This window comes from Mesorhizobium sp. M2A.F.Ca.ET.046.03.2.1, from assembly GCF_003952425.1.
Lineage (GTDB): Bacteria > Pseudomonadota > Alphaproteobacteria > Rhizobiales > Rhizobiaceae > Mesorhizobium.
Genome location: NZ_CP034449.1, coordinates 89,408 through 107,722 on the forward strand (window position 1 = coordinate 89,408; position 18,315 = coordinate 107,722).

At 65.1% G+C, this 18,315-nt stretch carries 19 protein-coding genes; 11 read left to right on the plus strand and 8 right to left on the minus strand.

All coding sequences use genetic code 11. The annotated features are described in order from the left end of the window. Positions 1-121: 121 nt before the first annotated feature. Entirely contained in the window at positions 122-469 is a 348-nt protein-coding gene (locus EJ072_RS00520; RefSeq protein WP_126078116.1) for a hypothetical protein, read from the minus strand. 328 nt (positions 470-797) lie between these two features. On the opposite strand from EJ072_RS00520, the gene groES reads away from it, so the two are divergent. The 7 genes from groES (at position 798) to EJ072_RS00555 (ending at position 7,066) form a co-directional block, all read left to right on the plus strand. Beyond that, positions 798-1,112 (plus strand): co-chaperone GroES, encoded by a 315-nt coding sequence (groES, locus tag EJ072_RS00525; protein WP_126078117.1) that lies wholly within the window; start codon positions 798-800, stop codon positions 1,110-1,112. Positions 1,113-1,173: 61 nt separating this feature from the next. Next, positions 1,174-2,802: a chaperonin GroEL gene (gene groL / locus EJ072_RS00530; protein ID WP_126078118.1), complete on the plus strand. Its 1,629-nt coding sequence runs from the start codon at positions 1,174-1,176 to the stop codon at positions 2,800-2,802. A 65-nt stretch (positions 2,803-2,867) separates the two neighbouring features. Then, entirely contained in the window at positions 2,868-3,089 is a 222-nt protein-coding gene (locus EJ072_RS00535; protein ID WP_126078119.1) for a hypothetical protein, read from the plus strand. A 78-nt stretch (positions 3,090-3,167) separates the two neighbouring features. Continuing rightward, entirely contained in the window at positions 3,168-3,563 is a 396-nt protein-coding gene (locus EJ072_RS35765; RefSeq protein WP_189343181.1) for a hypothetical protein, read from the plus strand. Continuing rightward, on the plus strand, positions 3,544-3,861 hold the full coding sequence (locus tag EJ072_RS00545; RefSeq protein WP_126078120.1) for a DUF982 domain-containing protein: 318 nt from the start codon (positions 3,544-3,546) through the stop codon (positions 3,859-3,861). Before EJ072_RS35765 ends, EJ072_RS00545 begins: the two co-directional genes overlap by 20 nt. 60 nt (positions 3,862-3,921) lie before the next feature. Further along, positions 3,922-5,814 carry a molecular chaperone HtpG gene (htpG, locus tag EJ072_RS00550; protein WP_126078121.1) on the plus strand — a complete coding sequence of 631 codons (1,893 nt, stop codon included), beginning with the start codon at positions 3,922-3,924 and terminating at the stop codon, positions 5,812-5,814. A gap of 124 nt (positions 5,815-5,938) precedes the next feature. Continuing rightward, positions 5,939-7,066: a serine hydrolase domain-containing protein gene (locus EJ072_RS00555; RefSeq protein ID WP_126078122.1), complete on the plus strand. Its 1,128-nt coding sequence runs from the start codon at positions 5,939-5,941 to the stop codon at positions 7,064-7,066. Between the two features lie 9 nt (positions 7,067-7,075). Here EJ072_RS00555 and EJ072_RS00560 read toward each other — a convergent pair whose 3' ends face one another. Together EJ072_RS00560 and EJ072_RS00565 are read right to left on the minus strand one after the other, a co-directional pair. Further along, complete coding sequence (locus EJ072_RS00560) at positions 7,076-8,698, minus strand: ABC-F family ATP-binding cassette domain-containing protein (RefSeq protein ID WP_126078123.1); 1,623 nt, start codon at positions 8,696-8,698, stop codon at positions 7,076-7,078. A gap of 242 nt (positions 8,699-8,940) precedes the next feature. Then, positions 8,941-9,684, minus strand: coding sequence for a 2OG-Fe(II) oxygenase (locus EJ072_RS00565; protein ID WP_126078124.1), 744 nt, complete (start codon positions 9,682-9,684; stop codon positions 8,941-8,943). A 293-nt stretch (positions 9,685-9,977) separates the two neighbouring features. Here EJ072_RS00565 and EJ072_RS00570 point away from each other — a divergent pair, with 293 nt between their 5' ends. Continuing rightward, entirely contained in the window at positions 9,978-10,958 is a 981-nt protein-coding gene (locus EJ072_RS00570; RefSeq protein WP_189343098.1) for an IS5 family transposase, read from the plus strand. Positions 10,959-11,152: 194 nt separating this feature from the next. Here the strand turns inward: EJ072_RS00570 and EJ072_RS00575 are convergent, their stop codons facing one another. Both EJ072_RS00575 and EJ072_RS00580 read right to left on the minus strand, forming a co-directional pair. Beyond that, positions 11,153-11,680, minus strand: a complete 528-nt coding sequence (locus EJ072_RS00575) for a hypothetical protein (protein ID WP_126078126.1) — start codon at positions 11,678-11,680, stop codon at positions 11,153-11,155. Positions 11,681-11,685: 5 nt separating this feature from the next. Continuing rightward, positions 11,686-12,108 (minus strand): OsmC family protein, encoded by a 423-nt coding sequence (locus tag EJ072_RS00580; RefSeq protein WP_126078127.1) that lies wholly within the window; start codon positions 12,106-12,108, stop codon positions 11,686-11,688. A 209-nt stretch (positions 12,109-12,317) separates the two neighbouring features. Here EJ072_RS00580 and EJ072_RS00585 point away from each other — a divergent pair, with 209 nt between their 5' ends. Beyond that, positions 12,318-13,508 (plus strand): integrase core domain-containing protein, encoded by a 1,191-nt coding sequence (locus EJ072_RS00585; protein ID WP_126078128.1) that lies wholly within the window; start codon positions 12,318-12,320, stop codon positions 13,506-13,508. Between the two features lie 233 nt (positions 13,509-13,741). On the opposite strand, the gene EJ072_RS00590 is transcribed toward EJ072_RS00585, so the two are convergent. Further along, positions 13,742-15,274: an acid phosphatase gene (locus tag EJ072_RS00590; RefSeq protein WP_126078129.1), complete on the minus strand. Its 1,533-nt coding sequence runs from the start codon at positions 15,272-15,274 to the stop codon at positions 13,742-13,744. Between the two features lie 205 nt (positions 15,275-15,479). Here EJ072_RS00590 and EJ072_RS00595 point away from each other — a divergent pair, with 205 nt between their 5' ends. Next, entirely contained in the window at positions 15,480-16,730 is a 1,251-nt protein-coding gene (locus tag EJ072_RS00595) for a cytochrome-c peroxidase (RefSeq protein WP_126078130.1), read from the plus strand. Positions 16,731-16,799: 69 nt separating this feature from the next. Here EJ072_RS00595 and EJ072_RS00600 read toward each other — a convergent pair whose 3' ends face one another. Next, positions 16,800-17,387, minus strand: coding sequence for a dihydrofolate reductase family protein (locus tag EJ072_RS00600; protein ID WP_126078131.1), 588 nt, complete (start codon positions 17,385-17,387; stop codon positions 16,800-16,802). Positions 17,388-17,483: 96 nt separating this feature from the next. Between EJ072_RS00600 and EJ072_RS00605 the strand changes: the two genes are divergently transcribed. After that, positions 17,484-17,900, plus strand: coding sequence for a helix-turn-helix domain-containing protein (locus EJ072_RS00605; protein WP_126078132.1), 417 nt, complete (start codon positions 17,484-17,486; stop codon positions 17,898-17,900). 158 nt (positions 17,901-18,058) lie between these two features. Here the strand turns inward: EJ072_RS00605 and EJ072_RS00610 are convergent, their stop codons facing one another. Next, a complete protein-coding gene (locus EJ072_RS00610; protein WP_245467142.1) occupies positions 18,059-18,244 on the minus strand; it encodes a hypothetical protein in 186 nt (61 codons plus the stop codon). Between the last annotated feature and the right edge of the window lie 71 nt (positions 18,245-18,315).

An 18,315-nucleotide genomic window follows, 5' to 3' on the forward strand; every position in this document is an offset into this window, starting at 1 on the left:
TTGGTGTGGATCTTCTCTATGCGGGCGCCCCCGATCGACCGCCCAAGACCAGCGTTGCGCGAGCGTCCGACTGCTGCAAGCGGATTTCCGCGCTGACCGCGTTCACCATTGTCTTCCGCCCTCACGCGCTCAGCCGGTAGACCAGCTGCCGGTGGTCGTCATCGGCAGGGCCGCTGGGCGGCGGGACGGTTGCGTCGAGCCGGCGCAGCGCATCCATGATGTCGTCGAAAGAGACCGGCCGCTCGGCGCCCGGCGGCTGGCGCAGCGCCGGCATCGATTCCACGGCGCAGGCGTCGGACGCCCAGGACGAAAGGATCGCCCGCTTTTCCCATATGTCGAGCGAGCCGTCCTCCAGCACATCCCGCGGGTGCTGAAAATGGCTGGCCGGCGACAGCAGCCGGTCGAGCGAAAGGTCTGATATTTCGGGAGCAAGGGAAGGAATGATCGGCGAGAGCGTCTGTCGGTCCATTTCTGTCCTCCGTCTCCAAAAACTCCTTGGTTCGGGTTCCAAATTTCTCAGCGGTCCGGCGCTGCCGGGCGCCGATAATCTTGTTCAGCTCAATCGCGAATTCAAGCCTTTCCTTTGTCGGAGCGACCCAATTTACCGCATGTTTTCAGCACGCTAGCACTCGACGATCGAGAGTGCCAAAATTTTTTTGGCACCCCCTTGAAAGTAGAAGAAGGCAAAATTAGCTCGACATGCGCGCGACGCCGAAAGGGTCGCGAGCCCCGCTCCGGTCCTCCCGGTCCGGAGCGGAGGGACCTCTCGCAATCCGTTTGTCCTGAAGGAGAACGATATGACGTTCCGTCCACTGCATGACCGCGTGCTCGTCCGCCGCATCGAGGCCGAAGAGAAGACGGCCGGCGGCATCATCATCCCCGACACCGCCAAGGAAAAGCCGCAGGAAGGCGAAGTCATCGCCGTCGGCCCGGGCGCCCGCGACGAGAGCGGCAAGCTCGTGGCCCTCGACGTGAAGGTCGGCGACCGCATCCTGTTCGGCAAGTGGTCGGGCACCGAGATCAAGCTCAACGGCGAGGATCTGCTCATCATGAAGGAAAGCGACGTGATGGGCGTGATCGAGCAGGCCGCGACGCTGAAGAAAGCCGCCTGACCGGGGCTTCGACCGAACCGCAACCCAGTCAATGAAAGCTGCCTAGACAAGGAGTGATCCAATGGCCGCCAAGGAAGTCAAATTCCATTCCGACGCCCGTGAGCGCATGCTGCGCGGTGTCAACATCCTCGCCGACGCGGTGAAGGTGACGCTTGGTCCCAAGGGCCGCAACGTCGTCATCGACAAGTCGTTCGGCGCCCCGCGCATCACCAAGGACGGCGTCACCGTCGCCAAGGAGATCGAGCTTGAGGACAAGTTCGAGAATATGGGCGCCCAGATGGTCCGCGAAGTCGCCTCGAAGACCAACGACCTCGCCGGCGACGGCACCACGACTGCCACCGTGCTTGCCCAAGCGATCGTTCGCGAAGGCGCCAAGGCGGTCGCCTCGGGCATGAACCCGATGGATCTAAAACGCGGCATCGACAAATCGGTGGATGCGGTGGTCGCCGAACTCAAGACCAATGCGCGCAAGATCACCAGAAACGACGAGATCGCCCAGGTCGGCACCATCTCGGCCAATGGCGATGCCGAGATCGGACGTTTCCTGGCCGAGGCTATGGAAAAGGTCGGCAACGAAGGCGTCATCACCGTCGAGGAAGCCAAGACCGCCGAGACCGAGCTGGAAGTCGTCGAAGGCATGCAGTTCGACCGCGGTTATCTCTCGCCCTACTTCATCACCAACCAGGACAAGATGCGCGTCGAGCTCGACGAGCCCTATGTGCTGATCCATGAGAAGAAGCTCGGCAACCTCCAGGCGCTGCTTCCCGTGCTCGAGGCCGTCGTCCAGTCGGGCAAGCCGCTGCTGATCATCGCCGAGGATGTCGAGGGCGAGGCTCTGGCCACGCTGGTGGTCAACAAGCTGCGCGGCGGGCTGAAGGTCGCCGCCGTCAAGGCTCCGGGCTTCGGCGACCGCCGCAAGGCCATGCTGGAGGACATCGCCATCCTGACAGGCGGCACGGCCATCAGCGAGGATCTCGGCATCAAGCTGGAGAACGTCACGCTGGAGATGCTCGGCCGCGCCAAGAAGGTCGCGATCGAGAAGGAGAACACCACCATCGTCGACGGCGCCGGCAAGAAGGAGGAGATCCAGGGCCGCGTCACGCAGATCAAGGCCCAGATCGAGGAGACCACCTCCGACTATGATCGCGAGAAGCTGCAGGAGCGGCTGGCCAAGCTCGCCGGCGGCGTCGCGGTGATCCGCGTCGGCGGCGCGACGGAAGTCGAGGTCAAGGAGAAGAAGGACCGTGTCGACGACGCGCTGCACGCCACCCGCGCCGCGGTCGAGGAAGGCATCCTGCCCGGCGGCGGCGTTGCCCTGCTGAGGGCGGCCAAGGCGCTCGACGCGGTCGCTGTCGACAATCCCGATCAGAGATACGGCGTCGACATCGTGCGGCGCGCGATCGAGGCTCCGGCGCGCCAGATCGCCGAGAATGCCGGATCGGAAGGCTCGATCATCGTCGGCAAGCTGCGCGAGAAGACGGACTTCGCCTACGGCTGGAACGCCCAGACCGGCCAGTATGGCGACCTCTACAAGCAGGGCGTGATCGACCCCGCCAAGGTGGTGCGCACCGCGCTGCAGGATGCGGCCTCGGTCGCCGGTCTGCTCGTCACCACTGAGGCGATGGTGGCCGAAAAGCCGAAGAAGGAAGCCGCCCCGGCCGTGCCGGCCGGCGCCGGCATGGACTTCTGAGACGCTGACGAGAGCCCGCTCCCGGCTACGGGAGCGGGCGTTCCGCCAAAACTTGGGAGGGCGTTATGAACATGATGAGCGCAGATGGCTCGATTCCCGCGCCGACGCATTCGGCAAGCGAATTCCTCGCCTATGAAGCCGAATGCCGGAGCGCGCTGAAACCGCTGCTGGCAGGACTGCTCGACGCGGCCGAAGCCACCGGGTGGAACCGGCGGACGGTCGCCTCGACGCTGATGTTCCTTGCCGCGCAGCAGGTGTCGTCCACCGAAACATCGGCGCGAAGCTGAGCGAAATCGGCCCCCGCCACAGCGGGGGCCGTCCAACTATGTCGCGATGGGATTTGGGCGAAGGGAATTGCGATTGCCATGATTGCAGGACGCTTGCGGGAATGCCTGAGAAGCTTGCGATGGGACGCCGGCGACCTTGCGCAGGAGCTTGGCTGTTCCCGGACCGATGCGACGCGCTGGATCGAGGGGCGCGCGCCGGTGCCGCTGGCCGTTGCCGCCTGGATCGAAGTCTTGACCAAGGCGCACAGCGCGCTGCCGGCGCCGCGCCTGAACCAGCAGATTTCAGCGACGCACACCACGCCGGCGGGCGCGCTCAATGTGCAGGCCCTCCCCGGCATAGGCCAGCCGCGGTCGCATGGCATCGTCCTGCAACCACCCTACCCGCGCAGGCATACGTTCGCCGGCGGGCTTCGCCCGGGTACTGTGGGCATCCATCCGAAAGAAGGGCCAGACCATGAACCACGACCGCTTTGAAGAGCCTGTCACGGTGCTTGTCGGCATGGGCTTGCCGGTGCGGCTGGAGAGCGTGGCGGAAGCCTATGCCCTGCTGCAGGATTGGCCGGCCGCGAGCAGGAGCAGCGCGCATGCGATCGCGCTCAATGCCTGCAAAGCCGGCATTGCCGGCGAAATCGACGCGGAGACGGTGCGAGCGACCCTTGTTGCCTTCGCCCGCCGCAACGATATTCTGGCGCCCGACATGGTCTCGCTGGCGCCCGCGGCACTGGCAGGGCGCGCATCCACAAGCAGCAATGGCACAAGAAACAATGGCTGAAGATTTTAACCCGGGCGCGTGTTGGCGCGGCGGACAAAACGACCAACCCAGGAACTCTGAATGACGACGGACACAAAGACGGCGGAAACCAGGACATTCGAGGCGGACGTCTCGCGGCTGCTGCACATGATGGTGCATTCGGTCTATTCGGACAGGGATGTTTTCCTGCGCGAGCTGATCTCAAACGCGGCGGACGCCTGCGAGAAGCTGCGCTTCGAGGCGGTCAGCCGTCCCGAGCTTCTGGGCGACGATCCGAAGCCGCGCATCATGATTGCCGCCGATCCGGACAACAAAGAGCTTGTCGTCGAGGATAACGGCATCGGCATGAGCCGCGAGGAGATGGCGGAGGCGCTGGGCACCATCGCGCGCTCCGGCACGCGCGCTTTCATGGAGCGCGTCGAGGCCGGCAAGGCGACGGAGGACACGCAGCTCATCGGGCAGTTCGGCGTCGGCTTCTACTCGGCCTTCATGGTCGCCGACCGGGTCGACGTGATCAGCCGCCTGGCCGGCAGCGACGAGGCCTTCCGCTGGTCGTCCGACGGCAAGGGCACTTATGAAATCGCGCCGGTGCCGCTTGAGGCGGCGCCCAAGCGCGGTACCCGCGTGGTGCTGCATCTGATGGAGGACGCCACCTCCTACGCCACGCCATACCGGCTCGAAGGGCTGGCGAAGTCGCAGTCGGGCCATGTGCCGGTGCCGATCACGCTTGTCGAGAAGCCCGGCGCCGAGCCGCGCGACATCGCCGACGGCACGGCGCTCTGGGTGCGGCAGAAGAGCGAGATCAAGCCGGAGGAATATACCGACTTCTACCGCAGCGTCGCCGGGCAATATGACGAGCCGGCCTCGACCATCCATTTCCGCGCCGAGGGCCGGCAGGAATACAGCGTGCTCGCCTTCGTGCCCGGATCGCGGCCGTTCGACCTGTTCGACCAAGATCGCAAAGGCCGCATGAAGCTCTATGTGCGGCGCGTCTTCATCACCGACGATGCCGATCTCCTGCCGCGCTATTTGCGCTTTGTGCGCGGCCTGGTCGATTCCGCCGACCTGCCGCTCAACGTCTCGCGCGAGATGATCCAGGAAAGCCCGCTGCTCGCCGCGATCCGCAAGGGCGTGACCAACCGCGTTCTCGGCGATCTTGCCAAGACGACCGAAAACGACGCCGAAACCTATGCCAAGATCTGGGAGAATTTCGGCGTCGTCCTCAAGGAAGGTCTCTATGAGGATTACGAGCGGCGCGAACAGCTGCTGAAGCTTGCCCGCTTCCGTTCGACCGCTTCGGGCGAAGGCTGGCGCAGCCTTGCCGACTACGTCGCCGCGATGAAGGAAGGCCAGAAGGCGATCTTCTTCATGGCGGGCGACGACCGCGCCCGGCTGGAGGCCTCGCCGCAGCTCGAAGGGTTTCGCGCGCGCGGTATCGAGGTGCTGCTCTTGACCGACCCGGTCGACAGTTTCTGGGTGACGATGACGCCGGAATTCGACGGCAAGCCGTTCAAGTCGGTGACGCAGGGCGCGGCCGAGCTTGCGGATATCCCGCTGCCCGACGACGCGGCCAAGCCTGATGCCGAGACGTCGTCGGATATCGCGGCGTTCCTCGCCTTCGTGAAGACGACGCTCGGCGACGAGGTGTCGGACGTGAAGGCCTCCGACCGGCTGACCGAAAGCGCCGTCTGCCTGGTCGCGCCCGAGCATGGCCCGGACCGCCAGTTCGAGCGCCTGCTCAACGCCGCCGGCCGGCTCGACAAGGCCGCCAAGCCGATCCTCGAGATCAACCCGCGCCATGAGCGCGTGGCGGCGCTGGCAAAGCTCGGCGACGGCGACAAGGCGTTCAAGGAGGACGCCGCGCATCTGCTCTATGACGAAGCGCGCGTGCTCGACGGCGACAAGCCAGCCGACGCCAAAGCCTTCTCGGCGCGTCTGGCGCGGCTGATCGACCGCGGCTTGGCGAAGGGGTAAGCGCCGGCGGCGCGCTTGAATGGCTTGCCAGCGTCCAGCGCTAATTGGATGCTGGCAGCTTGCCTGGTTCAGCGGCTTTGTGACCAAGCTGTTCGGCTGAGGCGCATTAGGTGGGAATCCGCGCATGACCATAGAGGGTTTCTGCGATCCGCGTTTTGCCGGCGTGCGCGACGCGTTCGCCTGGTGTTTCTCCCAAGGCCTCGAACATGGCGGCGGCGTCTCAGTCGTGGCCGACGGCAAGACCGTCGTCGACCTTTGGGGCGGTCATGCCGATGCCGCGCGCACCCGGCCATGGCGGCGTGACACGCTGGTCAATGTCTGGTCTTGCACCAAGGGCGTCGTGGCGCTGGCGATCGCCATGCTGGTGGAGCGCGGCAAGCTGGACTATGCCGCGCCGGTCGCGCGCTATTGGCCGGAATTCGCGGCCGGCGGCAAGGAGCGCATCACACTCGATCAGGTCATGTCGCACCAGTCCGGGCTGAACGGCCTTGCCGTGCCGATGGACGAGGCAGGCCTGCTCGCCTGGACGCCCTATGCCGATGCGCTTGCCGCCATGGCGCCGCTGTGGGAGCCCGGCAGCCGTTGCGTCTATCATGCGCTCAGCTACGGCCATCTTGCCGGCGAGGTGCTGCGGCGCGTCGACGGGCGCAGCGTCGGCCGCTTCATCGCGGAAGAAATCGCCGGCCCGCTTGGGGCCGATTTCCATGTCGGCCTGCCGCAAACGGACGATTTCCGAGCCGCCGAGATGATCGAGGGCCCGAAGGCTTCGGAGTGGGTCGACATCGTGCGCGCCTCGCCCTTTCCCCATGCATGCGACAACCCGGCGCCCCGCGCCCTGGCGCCCAACGACCGCGCCTGGCGCGCCGCAGAGGTGCCCGGTGGCAACGGCCAGTCCACCGCCCATGCGCTGGCGCGCATCTACGGAATGATGGCGGCAGGCGGGACGTTTGAAGGCAAGCGCCTGATCGGCCGCGCGGCGATCGAGGAGGCCGGGAGGCCGCGCTTTCGCGGCATGGACGACAGCTTCGCGCTGCCGGCCGCCTTCGCCGCCGGCTATCAGATCGAGGATCCCGTCTATGCCGGTCGCGCATCGCCGCAAAGCTTCGGCCATACCGGCTGGGGCGGCGCCATCGGCTTTGCCGATCCCGGCGCCGGTGTCGGGTTCGGCTACGTCACCAACCGCATGCTGGGGTTCGACGATGTCGACCCGCGCCGCAAGGCGCTGATCGACGCCGTCTACGACGCGCTCTGAAAAAGATCCCTAGCTTCTCAGCCCCGGTGCCTCCTGCCCCGTGCGCGCGACATATTCGGTGTAGCCGCCGCCATAGGTGTGGATGCCGTCGGGCGTGAGCTCCAGCACGCGGTTCGACAGCGCCGCCAGGAAATGGCGGTCGTGCGAGACGAAGAGCATCGTGCCTTCATACTGCGACAGCGCCTCGATCAGCATCTGCTTGGTCGTGATGTCGAGGTGGTTGGTCGGCTCGTCGAGCACCAGGAGGTTGGGCGGGTCGAACAGCATCAGCGCCATCACCAGGCGGGCCTTCTCGCCGCCCGACAGCACGCGGCACTTCTTCTCGATCTCGTCGCCGGAAAAGCCGAAGCAGCCGGCAAGCGCGCGCAGCGGCGCCTGGCCGGCCTGCGGGAAATTATCCTCCAGCGTCTGGAAGACGGTGCGCTCGCCGTCGAGCAGTTCCATGGCGTGCTGGGCGAAATAGCCCATCTTGACGCTCGGACCGCGCGCGACGGAGCCCTCGTCGGGCTCGGAGGCGCCGGCCACAAGCTTGAGCAGCGTCGACTTGCCGGCGCCGTTGACGCCCATCACGCACCAGCGCTCGCGGCGGCGGATCTGGAAGTCGAGGCCCGAATAGATCGAGCGGCTGCCATAGGATTTGTGGATGCCTTTCAGCGTCGCCACGTCCTCGCCGCAGCGCGGCGCCGGCTGGAACTCGAAGGCCACCGTCTGGCGGCGCTTGGGCGGCTCGACGCGGTCTATCTTGTCGAGCTTCTTCACCCGGCTCTGCACCTGCGCGGCGTGCGAGGCGCGCGCCTTGAAGCGCTCGATGAAGGCGATCTCCTTGGCCAGCATCGCCTGCTGGCGCTCGAACTGCGCCTGCAACTGCTTGTCGGCGAGAGCCCGCTGCTCCTGGTAGAATTCGTAATTGCCGGAATAGGACGTGAGCGCGCCGGCATCGATCTCGATGATCTTGTTGACGATGCGGTTCATGAACTCGCGGTCGTGCGAGGTCATCAAAAGCGCGCCGTCATAGTCCTTCAGGAATTTCTCCAGCCAGATCAGGCTTTCGAGGTCGAGATGGTTCGATGGCTCGTCGAGCAGCATGACGTCGGGTCGCATCAACAGGATGCGTGCCAGCGCGACGCGCATCTTCCAGCCGCCTGAGAGCTTTGAGACGTCGCCGTCCATCATCTCCTGGCTGAAGCCGAGCCCGTCCAGCACCTCGCGGGCGCGGCCGTCCAGCGCATAGCCGTCGAGCTCCTCGAAACGGTGCTGCAATTCGCCGTAGCGCTCGATGATTGCGTCCATCTCGTCGGCGCGCTCGGGATCGCCCATGGCGTGCTCGAGCTCGCGCATCTCAGCCGCCACCGCGCTCACCGGCCCCGCGCCTTCCATGACCTCGGCTACGGCGCTCATACCGCCCATGTCGCCGACATCCTGGCTGAAATAGCCTATGGTGACGCCGCGATCGACCGAGACCTGGCCCTCGTCCGGCTGTTCCTCACCGATGATCATGCGGAACAAGGTCGTCTTGCCGGCGCCGTTCGGGCCGACCAGCCCGACCTTCTCGCCCTTCTGCAAGGCGGCCGAAGCTTCGATGAAGACGATCTGTCGGCCGTTCTGCTTGCCGATATTTTCGAGACGGATCATGGGGCGGTCCGGGAAACTGCGCTGATGTGGCGGGATTTGGCCCGGCGTGTACGCGAATGAGGGTGCGAGGGGAAGAGGCAGAAGCGCCGCAGGATGAAGGTTCCTCGCCCCCACGAAGTGGGGGAGAGGTGGCTCGGCGAAGCCGAGACGGAGAGGGGGAGCGCCCTACGAAGACCCCCTCTCCGTCCGCTTCGCGGACACCTCTCCCCCGCCTCGGCGGGGGCGAGGAACGGCGCTGCGCCCTACTTCGCGTCGTGGAAGATAATGCCCACCGTATGCCGCCGCCCCGACCGCAACCGACTCACGCCGTGGCGCAGATTCACCCGATAAAACCCCCTCGTACCCTGCACCGGCCGGTTGTGCGCGGCGAAAATCACCGCGTCGCCGCGCTTCAGCGGCACCACCTCGGCGCGGCTTTGCATGCGCGGGCGCTGTTCGGTGAGCACGAATTCGCCGCCGGTGAAATCCTCGCCGGGCTCGGACAACAGGATCGCCACCTGCAGCGGAAAGGCGAGCGCGCCGTAAAGGTCCTGGTGCAGGCAGTTGAAGTCGCCGGGGCCGTATTGCAGGAGAAGCGGCGTCGGTCTGGTCTGGCCTTCATCGTGGCAGCGCTTTAGGAAAGCGGCGTGGTCGGCCGGATAGCGAAGCGCCACGCCCATCTTCTCGTTCCAATCGTTGGCGACCGCGGCTAGGCGCGGATAGAGCGCAGTGCGCAGGCCTTCGATCAGGTCCGGCAGCGGGTATTTGAAGTAGCCATATTCGCCTTTGCCGAAGCCGTGACGAGCCATGATCACATGGCTGCGGAAATGCTCCTCATGCGGGTAGAGGCTGGCGATTTCGGCGCATTCTTCGGCCGTCAGCAGGCCGGGCATGACGGCGCAGCCATGCGCATTGAGGTCGGAGACGACGCCGCGCCAATCCTGCGCGGCGACGCGGGATTCGGCGGAGCGGCTGGCGCGCTTGGTGCTCAGGGAATGGATGGTCATGGGTCGGCTCCTTCGATGCGAACCAAAGTGGGGCGAAGCCAATGTAAGGGCCACCCGATTCCTGCGGAGTGAATGAGATCGTTGGAGAAGCCGGCGGGACAGCGCCCCCCTCTGTCCTGCCGGACATCTCCCCCACTTGGGGGGAGATTGGCAGCTGAGGCGGCGGCGCTCCTTCTTGCGACGCCGGTGATTGGCGAAAGCGGCGATGACAGCTGATCTCCCCCCTTGTGAGGGCTTTGCACGGAACTGAGTTGGTGATTCCGTATGTCCGGCATGAAGGGGAGATGATTCGGATGGTCGATCGCGTGCTTGGACAACTGAGCCTTGCGGATGGGCTGGTGTGGTCGGATGTGACGGAGCTTGACCAGATCTCGCGAGTGATCGACTGGGTGCCGATCAAGGCGCTTCTTGGTCAGCGCAGCGGACCAGGACGGGGCAATATTAGCTATCCGGCCGAGGCCTTGCTGCGCTGTCTGCTGCTTGGCGTGTGGAACAATCTCAGCGATCCTTCGCTGGAGGCACAACTGCGCGACCGGCTGTCGTTCCGCCGCTTTGCCGGTTTCAGCCTGTCGGACCCCACGCCGGACCATTCGACGTTGTGGCGTTTCCGCGAGGAGCTGAAGTGCGATGGGCTGATCGACCGGGTGTTTTATGAGATCACGCGGCAGCTTGAGCAGAAGGGGCTGATCGTCAAGCGCGGCACGTTGATTGATGCCTCCTTCATGCAGGCCGCCGCGCGCCCGCCGGCGAAGCCGAAGAAGGGTGAGGAGGCGACGGCGCGGCCATCGGCTGATGGCGAGGCACGTTGGGGACGCAAGGGCACCAAGACCGTGTTCGGCTATAAGGTGCACAACGGCGTCGACGATGCTCATACGCTGATCCGGCGCATGGACTTCACGGATGCATCGGTCACCGATACCGAGCCGGCCGACGGCCTGATCATCGGGGACGAGAAGGCGGCCTATGGCGACCAAGCCTACTACACCCATGCCCGCCATGCCCGGCTGAAGCAGGCCGGCATCAAGGACCGGCTGATGCACAGAGCCAACAAGCACCATCCGCTGACGCCGCGTCAGAAGCAGCGCAACCGGCTGATCTCGAAGGTGCGGGCGGCAGTGGAGCGGCCGTTTGCAGTGTTCAAACAGCGCTACGGCATGCGGCGACTGCGCTTCTTCAACCTTGCCACCAACAGGACGCAGTGCATGCTTGCCGGCTGCGGCTACAATCTGCAGCGAGCGGCCGCAGTCCTTTTCCCGAAGAGGAAGCCGGCATGAGGCGCAGTCCGCCCAAAATCCACTGCCAAGGCGGCCTGAGGCCCCAAGAGCGAGGCAAAATAACCCGCCAAAGCGGCCAGAGCGCCTTTCAAAAAACGCCCATCCGCCTCGTGCGCTAAATATCGACTCCCATGCAAAACCCTCCTTGTGGGGAGATGTCCGGCAGGACAGAGGGGGGCGCGAAGGAACTCGACCTAGGCTTTCCTCCGATACCCATCCAGCTCCGGGTCGAGATCCACCTTCACCGCATTGGTGAACACGCAGGTCGCCACCATGATGCCGGCGAAGGCGGTGAGATTGACCAGCAGCGTTTCGTCGTAGCGGGCCTTGAGCGCGGCCCAGGTCTCGTCCGGAACGGCGTTCGTATCGGCGGCAACCGCCTTGCCGAAGTCGATCAAAAGCGTCTCATCCACGGTCGGCTCGATCGCCTCTGGATCGAGGCCGCTATCGATCAGCGCGCGGCGGAAGAAGGTGACCGGGACCTCGGCGCGCATCGTCTCGGCAATCGCCTTCGAGAACAGCCAGATGGCGCGGTCGTCGAGCGCGGGCTTCAGCAGGTCTCGCAGCGTGAACCATTCGGCGTAGATGCGATGCGCGGCGGGCGAATGCAGCAGGATGCGCTTCATGTTGGTCATGCGGCCGCGCAGCTTGAGCTCGCGGTCATGCTCGGCGCGGATGTCGTCGGAGGCGGTGGCGTAGTCGATTGCGGAGATATGCGCCATCGCGATCATCCCAGCGTCGCATGAAGCGCCGGCGCGCCGCGCAGCGTGTTGGAGACGGTGCAGATGTCTTCCGCATCCGCCAGGATGCGCTTTTTGGTGGCCGCGTCGAGGTCGCCGGTGATCTCCAATCTAACGGTGAACGTCTCTACGCGCGACGGCTCTTCCTTCGCCTTCTCACCGGTCACGTCCGCCCTCACCTCGCCGAGCCTGTCGGCGACGCCGAGGCGGGTCGCGGCGATGCGGGCGCTGAGCACCATGCAGGCGGCCAAGGAGGCATAGAGCAGGTCAAGCGGGCTGAAGCCGGGGGCGCTGACTTGTGTAACGACATCGACCATGCCACCGGTCGGAGTGGTTATCGTCGGCAGGCCGCCCAGCGGCATGACGGCGAGCGCGCCGGCGTTGCGGGTTCTGATCTTGAAGTCAGCCATCGTGTCGTCTCCACTTTGGAGGCTATTGATAGCGGACGCGAATTGACGAGGACAACCTGCAACGTCAGCGCTGCCCCTCATTGTCCTGCCGGCATCTTCTCCCCGTATAGTGACGGGGAGAAGGGGCTGGTGTCCGAACCGGATAGATAGGTAACAGAATGGACCGATTAGATGGGTGACAGTTTTCTTGCCAGCCGGGAGGACCGGCGATGGTTTGGCGAGAGACTGGCATCATGGATGAGCGGCTTCGTTTTGTTGTTGAATGCCTAGCTGGCGAGGAGACGATGACGCAGCTTTGCGCGGCCTTCGAGATCTCACGCAAGACCGGCTACAAATGGCTTGGGCGTTACCGGGAGACCGGGCCGGAAGGCCTGCACGACCGGCCGCGGGCGCCGCTCGATCACGGCCGAGCAACGGCAGCCGAGCTGGTGGAGCGGATCGTGGCGGAGAAGGAAGCGCATCCGCTGTGGGGGCCGAAGAAGATCATGGCGCGGCTGAAGCGGGCGGAGCCCAGTTGTGGCTGGCCGGCAGTCTCGACAGCTGGCGAGATCCTGAAGCGGCATGGTCTTGTGGGACGCCGGCGCCGGCGCTGGCGGGCTGTGGGCAATGGGCCATGGCCGGAGCCTGCGGCGCCGAATGCGGTGTGGACGGTAGACCACAAGGGCTGGTTCCGGACCCGTGACGGCTGGCGCTGCGAGCCATTGACGGTGATGGATGCATTGAGCCGCTACCTGCTGGGGCTCGAGGCGACGGGCTCGACGGCCGACGAGGAGGCGTGGCCGGTGTTTGAGCGATTGTTTGAGGAAAACGGTCTGCCGGATCGCATTCGAAGCGACAATGGCCCACCCTTTGCGTCGGCCGGCGTCACAGGGCTGACGCCGCTGGCAGTGCGCTTCATTAAGCTCGGCATCGCCCTGGAGCGCATCCAGCCAGGCAAGCCGCAGCAGAACGGGCGCCATGAGCGTTTCCATCTGACCATGCTGCCGATGGCCGATGCACCGAAGGCTGACAAAGCGGCTCAAGCCAGGGCCTTCGAGAACTTCCGGCGCAGCTACAATGAGGAGCGTCCGCACGAGGCGCTGGGCATGGACACCCCGGCACAGCATTACCGCCCCTCGACCCGACCGATGCCGAAGACAGCCCCTGAACCCGATTATCCGACCGAGGCAGCGGTGCGCGGCGTGCGCCAGAACGGCGCGGTCAAATGGCGGGGCACCGAGATCTATGTCTCGGCCACGTTGGCCGGCGAACCGATTGCCATTGAAGAGACCGAGGATGGCGAGTGGACGATGCGCTTCCACACCCATCCGCTCGGCTTCATCGATGAGAAGCACATGAAACTGGTTCGCCGCAGCGCCGCGCCAAGCCGACCGCTTGGCGCTGCGGCGACCGCATCATAGGGAGAGAAAACTGTTACCTATGTATCCGGTTCAAAGTGTTACCCATCTATCCGCTGGACACTTTTCGCGGGCGTCGCGTCCTCGCCTTCTCCCCGTTCATGGGGAGAAGGTGCCCGAAGGGCGGATGAGGGGCGGCGCCGGCGCCTAAAAGGCAGCGTGGGCGCCCTACGAAGGCCCCCTCTCCGTCCGCTTCGCGGACACCTCTCCCCGCCTTTGGCGGGGCGAGGAAAACGCTACTTCGTCAGATCCAGCGCCGCCGTCAGATCGCCCATCGGCGGCTGGTCGTCGTTGCGCAGCGCCTTGTCGCGGGCGACGATGCCTTGCAGCACCGGCAGCTCGTAGCGGTTGGTGATGAAGCGCAGGATCGAGGTGGTGTCGTACTGCGTGTGGTCGACCATGCCCATCTTCGCATAGGGCGAGATGATGAAGGCCGGGACGCGGTTGCCCGGGCCCCAGCGGTCGGCCTTGGGCGGCGCGACGTGATCCCAGAAGCCGCCATTCTCGTCATAGGTGACGACCACCAGCATATGCGCCCATCGCGGGCTCTTCTCCAGATGCGAAACGATGTCGGCCAGATGCTGGTCGCCCGAGGTCACGTCGGCATAGCCGGCATGTTCGTTGAGGTTGCCCTGCGGCTTGTAGAAGGAGACCTGCGGCAGCTTGCCGTCGTCGATCGCCTTGATGAACTCTTCGCCGCCGAGGCCGCCATCCTTGATGTGCTCGGCGCGCGCGGCTGTGCCCGGCGCGTAAGCCGCGAAATAGTTGTAGGGCTGGTGATGGAACTGGAAGTTCGGCACGGGCGTCGCGTTCTTGCCGTCGAGCGCCACCTGCCAGGCGCCTGAATACCACGCCCAGGAAACGCCCTTCAGCGACAGGAGATCGCCGACGGTGATCTCGTGCTGCGGCGGCAGCGTGGTCGGCGCAGCCGGATCGGCGAGCGCCTTGTCGCCGCCTTCGGCCGGCTTGTTGGCGCTCGGCTGGTAGGGCGGCTGCATGGTGTTGACGGCATAAAAGTCTGGAGTGATTGCGCCGTCATTGGCGAATTTCGGCACGCCGCCGAGTGCGGAGGCCGGTGAATTGTCGGCCGGCTTCAGCGTCACGCCATCCGGCTCGACGACGGCGATCTGGCCCTTCACCGGGCTGGTGTCGGCATTCGGATAGTAGGGCACGCAGGCGCAGGCGAGCATGAAGTGGTTGAGGAAGGAGCCGCCGAAGGCGCCTTGGAAGAAATTGTCGGCCAGAACGTACTTCTTGGCGATCGCCCACATCGGCAGGTTGGAGCCGTCGTAATGGCCCATTACCAGCGAGCCGGAATCGGCCCAGGCGACGAACTTGTCGTTCTTGCCGCCGTCGATCTGCATCTGCTCCTGGTAGAAGCGGTGCCAGAGGTCATGCGTGACGACGTTGGTGCCCTCGTTGAAGCCGTTGGGATCGTCGATGGCGAATGTCGCGTTGGCGAGATGCGCGCTCTGCGCTTCCGTCACCGCCGGCGTGACGCCCTTGCCGGTCAGCCCGCCCCAGGCCGGCGGCAACTCGGAAAGCAGCTTGCCGTCACGGTCGAGCTGGCGCGCCTGGCCGGGCGACACATTCGCCAAGCCGTTGGCACCGGGGAAGCCGCCATAGAGGTTATCGAAGCTGCGGTTCTCGGCGTAGATGACGACGACGGTGTCGATCTTGTCGTAGCCGGGGGGAGCCGCGTGGGCAGCGGCGGAGAGCGATGCCAGCGCCGTGGTGGCGAGGCAAAGGGAGAGAAGGGACCGGGTCATTGAAGGATGCCTCGTGGCTGGGGAATGGCTGGAGGACGGCAATGCAGGAACGCAGATGCATCAATGCCCAGCTACTTCGATGCCTTGTCACCTTTGTGACAGTTCCGTCCCCGTCAAACACGGTTTCGTGAGCGGGACGGCCAGTCATCAATCCGTTGCACTTGAACCTTACGTCGCGAAGGAAATCAGGGATGTCGCCGCGCAGATGAGACGGAAAAATCACGCGATCGCCCTGCTGGCAGCTTCGATCGTCGGCTTGACCGCACCCGCCAATACCGCGGAGCCATTGGGCGTCCATCCTGGCCCGATGTCGCGCCGGGAAGCTTATGCCCGCGTCGACGCGCTGACGGCGCTCGGACGGCAGATGTTCTTCGACCTTTCGCTCTCTGCTTCCGGCAAGCAGGCCTGCTCGTCCTGCCACGATCCCAATCACGCCTTCGGACCGGCCTCGGCCTCGCCGGTCGAGATGGGCGGAGCCAGGCTCGACCAGCCCGGCGTGCGCGCCGTGCCGTCGCTGCGCTATTTGCAGGCAGCGCCAGCCTTCAGCGAGCATTTCTACGACTCCGAGGACGAAGGCGACGAGAGCGTCGACAACGGCCCGACCGGCGGCCTGACCTGGGACGGCCGCGCCGACCACGGCAAGGACCAGGCGAGAATCCCGCTGCTGTCGCCCTTCGAGATGGGCAACAAGGACGAGGCCCAGGTGGCCGCCAGCCTGCGCAAGGCGCCCTATGCCGACGCCTTCAAGGCCGCCTTCGGCGCCGATGTCTTCGACCATCCGCAGGACGCTTTTGATGCCGCGGTGGAAGCGCTCGGCACCTTCGAGCAGAGCAGCGCCGATTTCTATCCCTATTCCAGCCGCTATGACGCCTTCCTCGCCGGCAAGGCGCAGCTCTCGGCGCAGGAATTGCGCGGCCGGATGCTGTTCGAGGACGAGGCGAAGGGCAATTGCGCGAGCTGCCATTTGAGCGAGCCCGCCAATGACGGCGAGCCGCCGCAGTTCACCGACTACGGCCTGATCGCGATTGCCGTGCCGCGCAATCCGGCGATCCCCGCCAATTCCGATCCTGATTACTTCGACCTCGGCCTGTGTGGCCCGCTGCGCACCGACTTCAAGGGCCGCGCCGAGTATTGCGGCCTGTTCGAGACGCCGACGCTGCGCAACGTGGCCTTGCGCAAAAGCTTCTTCCACAATGGTTATTTCCACACGCTGCGCGACGCGGTCGCCTTCTATTCCAGCCGCGACAGCGATCCGGCGCGCTGGTACCCGAAGAATGCCGACGGCACGGTCGACAAATTCGACGATCTGCCAAGAGCTTACTGGCCGAACCTCAACACCGACCCGCCGTTCAACGGCAGAAAGCCCGGCGACAAGCCGGCGCTGACCGATGCCGAGATCGACGACATCGTCGCCTTCCTCGGCACGCTGACCGACGCCGACCAGGCGGGGCACTGAGGCTGGGGGCCAGTCAGAAAGGCGCGCCGCGAGATTGATTCAAGGCGGTGCGGGCTCGGTTGCCGCTTCTCATTGCGCGAGCGCGTAGCGGCTCACCACCATGCCGCAGGCATAGGACTTCGAGCCGAGGAGCGTCAGCCTGGCGAACCCGCTTTTGTCGAAGATGCGGCGGCCTTTCCCCAGCACCGCCGGATTGATGAAGAGCTGGAACTCGTCGACCAGGCCGGCGGCGATCAGCGCCGAGGCGAAGCCGGCGCCGCCGAACACGGCGATGTCGCCGCCCTCGCCCTGCTTCAGCGCGTCGACCTCGCGCGGCAGGTCGCCGCTTACGACCCATGTCCGTTCCCAGCGCGACGCTGCAAGCTTGTCGCTCGCGACGACCTTCTCAGCCTCGACGATACGCTGCGCGAAAGCATAGAAGCGATCCTTCGGATATTTCTTGGCCGCATTGCCCCAATGGGCAAGGTAGCCCTCTTCCACCATCTTGCGGCTCAACAGGATGGTGCCGACGGTCGTGAAGACGGCATTGAAATCCTGCTTCAACTCCTCGTCCCAGTCGCTGTCGTCGCCCCATTCCCAAAGCTGCCAGCGACGATCCTCATCGGAGCCGACAAAGCCGTCGACCGACATTTGCATCTGAAGGATCAGCTTCCTCATGCTCATTCTCCTCGCCAATGATTTACTTTTGGAACCGTTTGACGCAAAGCGGCAATGGTGTCAATAGTAAATTGATTTACAAATGGAAGTATGTTGATGGCGACCAAGGGACGGTCTGGCTGCCCGATCAGCCTCTCGCTCGAATTGCTCGGCGACCGCTGGACACTGCTCATCATCCGCGACCTGGCTTTCGCCGGGAAACGGCATTTTCGCGAATTCCTGCAGTCCGACGAAGGCATCTCGTCGCGCACGCTGGCCGAGCGGCTGCAGACGCTGCAGGACGAAGGCATCCTCACGCGAAGCGACGACCCCAGCCATGGCCTGAAGGCGATCTACCGGCTGACAGAGGCCGGCATCGACCTGTTGCCGGTGCTGGCGACGCTAGGCGCCTGGGGCAGCAAACACCGCAAGGCCGACGACAAGCTTGCCCGAATCGCCGATGACCTCGCGACCGGCGGCGAGCCGGCGCTCGAGCGGATGAAGGAGACGCTCAGGGCGCAACATATGGGATAGCGGAGTCGGAACACCGCGCTCCGCCGGCGACCTGTGTTCAAACGCTTGGGTCAGCGAGCGGCGTTGCGTGGCCAGTGCGTCGAAGGCAAATGCAACACCCGCGTGCCGTCCGCCGATTTGTCTCGCATTTTCACAGTTGGCCATGAGCGTCGACGATCTCAGCCAGCCTGTCCGCTCCGCGGCGGCCCCGCCGGCTCCTCGGCCGGTGGCTCCCCGGGGAGCCCCAATCGCAGCCGCTCCTCCTCGGCGAAGCTCTCGGCCTGCTCGTGAATGTCGAACACTTGCTGCGTCAGCCTGCCACCGTCGACGATGCGCACGATCCATTGGCCATTGACGGTTTTCACACGCACACTGTCTGGCTCGCTTGTTATCATACGGCTCCTGCCTTCGGCCCAAGTATCTGGTGCCTAGACCC